Annotated in this window: 5 protein-coding genes; 2 read left to right on the forward strand and 3 right to left on the reverse strand. The window is 69.3% G+C overall.

The window, feature by feature from the left end:
• Nucleotides 1-11: 11 nt before the first annotated feature.
• The 3 genes from ABD844_RS46965 to ABD844_RS46975 all read right to left on the reverse strand — a co-directional run bounded on the left by ABD844_RS46965 (nt 12) and on the right by ABD844_RS46975 (nt 4,830).
• Nucleotides 12-191, reverse strand: coding sequence for a DUF6104 family protein (locus ABD844_RS46965; RefSeq protein WP_344894470.1), 180 nt, complete (start codon nt 189-191; stop codon nt 12-14).
• Between the two features lie 130 nt (nt 192-321).
• Nucleotides 322-3,981: a multifunctional oxoglutarate decarboxylase/oxoglutarate dehydrogenase thiamine pyrophosphate-binding subunit/dihydrolipoyllysine-residue succinyltransferase subunit gene (locus tag ABD844_RS46970; protein WP_344894473.1), complete on the reverse strand. Its 3,660-nt coding sequence runs from the start codon at nt 3,979-3,981 to the stop codon at nt 322-324.
• A 204-nt stretch (nt 3,982-4,185) separates the two neighbouring features.
• The gene (locus ABD844_RS46975; protein WP_344894476.1) at nt 4,186-4,830 is read right to left on the reverse strand and encodes a B3/B4 domain-containing protein; all 645 of its coding nucleotides are present in this window, start codon (nt 4,828-4,830) and stop codon (nt 4,186-4,188) included.
• Between the two features lie 72 nt (nt 4,831-4,902).
• Here ABD844_RS46975 and ABD844_RS46980 point away from each other — a divergent pair, with 72 nt between their 5' ends.
• Together ABD844_RS46980 and ABD844_RS46985 are read left to right on the forward strand one after the other, a co-directional pair.
• The gene (locus tag ABD844_RS46980; RefSeq protein WP_344894479.1) at nt 4,903-5,469 is read left to right on the forward strand and encodes a winged helix-turn-helix domain-containing protein; all 567 of its coding nucleotides are present in this window, start codon (nt 4,903-4,905) and stop codon (nt 5,467-5,469) included.
• The coding region (locus ABD844_RS46985) for an MFS transporter (protein WP_344894482.1) at nt 5,466-6,156 on the forward strand (691 nt) is incomplete at its 3' end. The genes ABD844_RS46980 and ABD844_RS46985, both read left to right, overlap by 4 nt.

A 6,156-nucleotide genomic window follows, 5' to 3' on the forward strand; every position in this document is an offset into this window, starting at 1 on the left:
GCCCGCTGCCCTCAGTCGTCCTCGTCGTCGTCGAGACGCGCCAGCCAGGTCGCCAGCCGCTCGACCGGGGTCTCGAACTCCGGGTTGAGGTCGACGAACTCACGCAGCCGCTCGCCCAGCCACAACAGGCTGACCTCCTCCTCGCCGCGCCGCTCGACCAGCTCCTCGATCCCCCGATCGGTGAAGTACATCGCTCTCCATTCGTTCCCGAGGCACCTTGAGGCACCTTGAGGCACCGTGGGGCGCCCTTGGGGCGCCGAGCCTGCCTGAAAGAGGCGAGCCCCCGGCCGCGAAGGGCAGGGGGCTCGCCGGGCGGGGCGCTCAGCCGAAGATCTGGTGAAGGATCTCCTCGAGCTCCCTGTCGTGCGCGTTGTGCGACCCGGTCGCCGGAGAGCTGTTGGGCGTGCGCGACACGCGCCGCAGCGCCCGGCCGCCCAGCGACTGCGGCTCTTCGGCCAGCTTGAGCGTCAGGTAGGGCCACGGACCCATGTTGGTCGGCTCGTCCTGCGCCCACACCAGCTCGACCTGCGCGCCGTAGCGGGCCAGCTCGGTGGCCAGCTCTTCCGTCGGGAACGGGTAGAGCCGCTCCAGCCGGACGAGCGCGACGTCGTCGCGACCGCTCTTCTCGCGCTGCGCCGCCAGCTCGTAGTAGAGCTTGCCGGAGCAGAGCACGACCCTGGTGACCTTGCCCGGGTCGACGGTCGTGTCACCGAGGACCGGCTGGAAGGTGCCCGAGCTGAACTCGGCCGCCTTCGACGTGGCCGCCTTGTGACGCAGCAGCCACTTCGGCGTGAAGACCACCATCGGCTTGTGCCGCTCGGACTCCACCTGCCAGCGCAGCAGGTGGAAGTAGTTGGCCGGCGTGGTGGGCTGCGCGACCGTCATGTTGTCGAGCGCGCAGACCTGCAGGAACCGTTCGATGCGGGCCGAGGAGTGGTCGGGGCCCTGGCCCTCGAAGCCGTGCGGCAGCAGCAGCACGACCGAGGACTTCTGGCCCCACTTCTGCTCGCCGGACGAGATGAACTCGTCGATGATCGTCTGGGCGCCGTTGACGAAGTCGCCGAACTGCGCCTCCCAGCAGACCAGGGCGTCGGGGCGGACCACGCTGTAGCCGTACTCGAAGCCGAGCGCCGCGAACTCGCTGAGCAGCGAGTCGTAGACGTAGAACTTCGTGGTGCCCTGGTTGAAGCTCTTGAGCGGCGTGTGGTCGGCGCCGGTCATCCGGTCGACCAGGACGGCGTGCCGCTGGGTGAACGTGCCGCGGCGCGAGTCCTGCCCGACCAGGCGCACCGGGTGGCCGTCGAGCAGCAGCGAGCCGAACGCCAGCGTCTCGCCCATCGCCCAGTCGATCGTGTCCTGCTCGACCATCTGGCCGCGGCGCTGCAGCACCGGTGCCAGGCGCGGGTGCGGCGTGAAGCCCTCGGGCAGGCTGAGCTGGGTGTCGACGATGCGCTTGAGCGTCTCGTCGCTGATCGCGGTCGGCGTGTCGTCGTGGGACCACTTGACGACCTCGGTCGGCGGCACCCGCATGGCGGCCGCCTCCTTGGGCTTCTTCGCCGCCTCGCGGGTCTCGGTGAACGCCTGCTCCAGCTTCGCCTGGTAGTCGCGCAGCGCCTGCTCGGCCTCCTCGACCGTGATGTCGCCCCGGCCGATCAGCGCCTCGGTGTAGAGCTTGCGGGTCGAGCGCTTGGCGTCGATGAGGTCGTACATCAGCGGCTGGGTGAAGGCCGGGTTGTCGCCCTCGTTGTGGCCGCGGCGGCGGTAGCAGATGAGGTCGATGACGACGTCCTTGCGGAACGCCTGGCGGTACTCGTAGGCCAGTTGGCCCACGCGGACCACGGCCTCGGGGTCGTCGCCGTTGACGTGGAAGATCGGGGCCTGGATCATCCGCGCCACGTCGGTCGCGTAGACCGAGGAGCGGGACGAGGCGGGCGAGGTCGTGAAGCCGACCTGGTTGTTGACCACCACGTGCACGGTGCCGCCGGTGCGGTAGCCGCGAAGCTGCGACAGGTTGAGCGTCTCGGCCACGACGCCCTGGCCGGCGAAGGCCGCGTCACCGTGGACGAGCACGGGCAGGACGGTGAAGCCCTCCTCGCCGCGCTCCAGGAGGTCCTGCTTGGCGCGGACGACGCCCTCCAGCACCGGGTCGACCGCCTCCAGGTGGGAGGGGTTGGCGACCACGGACGCGGTGATGTTCGTGCCGCTCGGCGCGGTGAACTGGCCGCTCGCGCCCAGGTGGTACTTCACGTCGCCGGAGCCGTGGGCGGTGCGCGGGTCGATGTTGCCCTCGAACTCGCCGAAGATCTGCGCGTAGGACTTGCCCACGATGTTGGCCAGCACGTTGAGCCGGCCGCGGTGGGCCATGCCGATGACGACCTCGTCGAGACCCTCGTCGGCGGCGTCGCTGATGACCGAGTCGAGCAGCGGGATCAGGGACTCGCCGCCCTCCAGCGAGAAGCGCTTCTGGCCGACGAACTTCGTCTGCAGGAACGTCTCGAACGCCTCGGCGGTGTTGAGCCGCGACAGGATGTTGAGCTGCTCGGCGCGCTCGGGCGAGGCGTGCGCCTTCTCCACCCGCTCCTGGATCCAGGCCCGCTCCTCGGGGTTCTGGATGTGCATGTACTCGATGCCGACGGTGCGGCAGTAGGAGTCGCGCAGCACGCCCAGGATGTCGCGCAGCTTCATCAGCGGCTTGCCGCCGAATCCGCCGGTGGCGAACTCGCGCTCCAGGTCCCACAGCGTCAGGCCGTGCGACTGGATGTCGAGGTCGGGGTGCTTGCGCTGCTTGTACTCCAGCGGGTCGGTCTCGGCCATGAGGTGGCCGCGGACCCGGTAGGCGTGGATCAGCTCGATGACGCGGGCGGACTTGGCCACGTCGTCGTCGTGGGTGGCCGAGATGTCCTGGACCCAGCGGACCGGTTCGTACGGGATGCGCAGGGCTTCGAAGATCTCGTCGTAGAAGCCGTCCTCACCGAGCAGCAGCCGGTGGATCTGGCGCAGGAAGTCGCCCGACTGGGCGCCCTGGATGATGCGGTGGTCGTAGGTGCTGGTCAGCGTCATGACCTTGGAGACGGCCAGGCGCGAGAGCGTGTCGGGGGAGGCCCCCTGGTATTCGGCCGGGTATTCCATCGCACCGACGCCGATGATCGTGCCCTGGCCGGGCATCAGGCGCGGCACGGAGTGCACGGTGCCGATGGTGCCGGGGTTGGTCAGCGAGATCGTGGTGCCGGAGAAGTCGTCGACGCCGAGCTTGCCGGCCCGCGCCTTGCGCACGACGTCTTCGTAGGCCATCCAGAACTGCCGGAAGTCCATCGCCTCCGCGCCCTTGATCGAGGGCACGAGGAGCTGGCGCTCGCCGTTGCTCTTCTGGACGTCGATCGCCAGGCCCAAGCCCACGTGCTCGGGCTTGACCAGGGTCGGCTTGCCGTCGATCTCCGCGTAGGAGTGATTCATGTCCGGCATGGCCTTCAGGGCCTTGACGATCGCGAAGCCGATCAGGTGGGTGAAGGAGACCTTCCCGCCACGACCCCGCTTGAGGTGATTGTTGATCACGATGCGGTTGTCGATCAGCAGCTTGGCCGGGATGGCCCGGACGCTGGTCGCCGTCGGGACCGTCAGTGACAGCTCCATGTTGGCGGCCGTGCGGGCCGCCGCGCCACGAAGCTTGATCTCCTCGGCGTCCTTGGGGACCGGGGTGGCAGGCTGCTTCGGCTTCTCGGCCACGGCCGGCGCCTTCGGCGCGGCCTTGGGAGCGGCCTGGGGTGCCTGGGGAGGTGCGGGGGCGGTCACAGTGCCGTTCGCAGCCTCCCTGACCGGGGCACGGCCCGGTCCGTAGTCAGGGTTGTAGTCAGCGAAGAAGTTCCACCATGCCTTGTCGACAGACTCGGGATCCTGGAGGTACTTCTGGTACAGCTCGTCGACAAGCCACTCGTTCTGACCAAAGCTTGCCAGCGGGTTTGTCCGCGACGACTCAGACGACACGGCGGAAATCGCCCTCTTCCGCAGATCGGCGTTGATGTTAGAGAACCTGTCCAAGGCTACTCGCCCGGACCGGCAGCGCGCGCCGAAGAGCCCGTGCCGCCTCGAACGATCCTCTCAGGACCGCGCAAAGAGGTCACGCCCCCCTCGTCAATCCGGGTGGTGCGGCAATTATTACTCTTTGGTATCAACGCCGCGACGAGAGGTTTATTTCCCGTTGGACAACAATCTGCTGGTGATCTGTACCTCGGGGGACATCTCGGACAGCAGGTCCGCAAGCTCCTCGCCCGCCTCCTTCAGCTCCTCCAGCGACATGGGCTCCAGGCGTTCGAGCAGGAAGAGCGCGTTGGCGGTCGTCTCGGTGAGCCGGGTGCGCACTCCCTGACGCCAGTTCCACCTGCGGCAGGTGACGCCGGCGTCGTCGCGCCAGATCACCTCGCCCGGCTCGGGCCGCCCGAGTGCCTCCTCCGACTCCTCCTCGCCGCTCGCCCGCACCAGCCGCGCCGCGCCGACGTAGTGGTCGAGGTCTTCGCCGCCGATGGGCAGCGCGTGCTTGACGCTGACCGAGTTGTACGCGTCGACGGCCCGGTTGATCTCGGGCAGCGGCATGCGCCGGGTGAGCGCGTCGACCGAGGGCCTGGTGCGCTGCGGTTTGGCCCCGAACGCCCGGTAGGCGTCCTTCCACGCATCGATCTTGCCGGTCTGCACCTCCAGCGCCGACGCCTGCTCCAGCCAGCCCCTGGACCGGTCGTCGGTCGGCCCGTTGCGCAGGCCGCGCGCGGTCATGAGGAGCACCGCGAAGTCGGGTCGCAGTGCGAAGACGGAGTCGTCCACCCAGATGTCGTCGAGCATCCCCACAGTCTAGGAGCGGAGAAACCACAAAAATCTCTTTGCAAAATTGTCTTTGTGGTTTACCTTCGAGGCATGGAGGAGCGCTACAAGATCACTGATCCGCAGGTGCTCAAGGCGGTCACCCACCCGTTGCGCATCCGGCTGCTCGGCCTGCTCCGCAGCGACGGCCCGGCCACCGCCAGCGAGCTGGGCCGCAAGGTCGGCGAGAGCTCCGGCTCGACCAGCTACCACCTGCGCGAGCTGTTCAAATACGGCTTCATCGAGGAGGACGACGACCGGCGCGACGCCCGCGAGCGCCGCTGGCGGGCCCGCCACCGCTACACCTCGTGGAACAGCCGCGAGCTGTACGGCACGCCCGAGGGCCGCGAGGCGGTCAGGCTGCTGCGGCTGCGCCAGGCCGAGACGCTCGCGCGGGTCGTCCAGGAGTTCGACGAGGACGACTGGTCCCCGGAATGGGTGGAGGTGGCGGGGATGAACGACCACTTCGTGGAGTTGCCGCCGGCCGCGCTGGCGGAGTTCATGACGCGTGCGGACGAGCTGTTGAACGAGCTGGTGGCGCGCTACGAGGGGGAGCCCGGCGCGCCGCAGGTGCACATCTGGGTGGGGGGCTACCCCAAGGCGCGGAGGGAGGAGCCGTGACCGCGCGTTCGGCTTTACGGCGCTACATGCTCGTCAGCTTCCTGACCTGGCTGCCTCCTGGGCTGATGATGGCCTCCATGGTGCTGCTCATGAGCGAGCGGGGGCTCAGCCTGGCCCAGGTCGGGTTGACGGTGACGGTGTTCTCGGTCGTGACCGTGAGCCTCGAACTGCCCACGGGCGGGCTGGCCGACGTGGTGGGGCGCCGCGTGGTGCTGGCCGCCTCGGCCGCGTTCACCGTGGCGGGGCTGGCGCTGATGAGCGTGTCGACCACGTTCTGGATGTTCCTGGTGAGCGGCGTGTTCAAGGGCGTGGCCAGGGCGCTGTCCAGCGGCCCCGCCACCTCCTGGTACGTCGACACCCTGCACGGCATCGAGGGCCCCGGCGCCGATCTCAAGCCCGGACTGGCCAGGGGCGGCGCGATGGAGTCGGTGGCCCTGTGCCTGGGCGTGCTGGCGGGCGGCGTCCTGCCGCTGCTGGCGCCGCCCTCGCTGATCTTCCCGCTGGCGGCGCCGCCCCTGGCGGGCGCGGCGGCGGCGATGGTGCTGCTGGTCGTGGTGGTCTTCGCGCTGCCCGAGCCCGCGCACGGGCGCCGGTCGCTGGCGAGCGTGCTGCGCGAGGTGCCCGCGACGGTGATCGGCGGCGTCCGGCTGGCCGTGCGCGGCGGCGTGCTGCGCCGGCTCATGGCGG

Origin of the sequence: Nonomuraea antimicrobica, assembly GCF_039536965.1 — a bacterium.
Classification (GTDB): domain Bacteria; phylum Actinomycetota; class Actinomycetes; order Streptosporangiales; family Streptosporangiaceae; genus Nonomuraea; species Nonomuraea antimicrobica.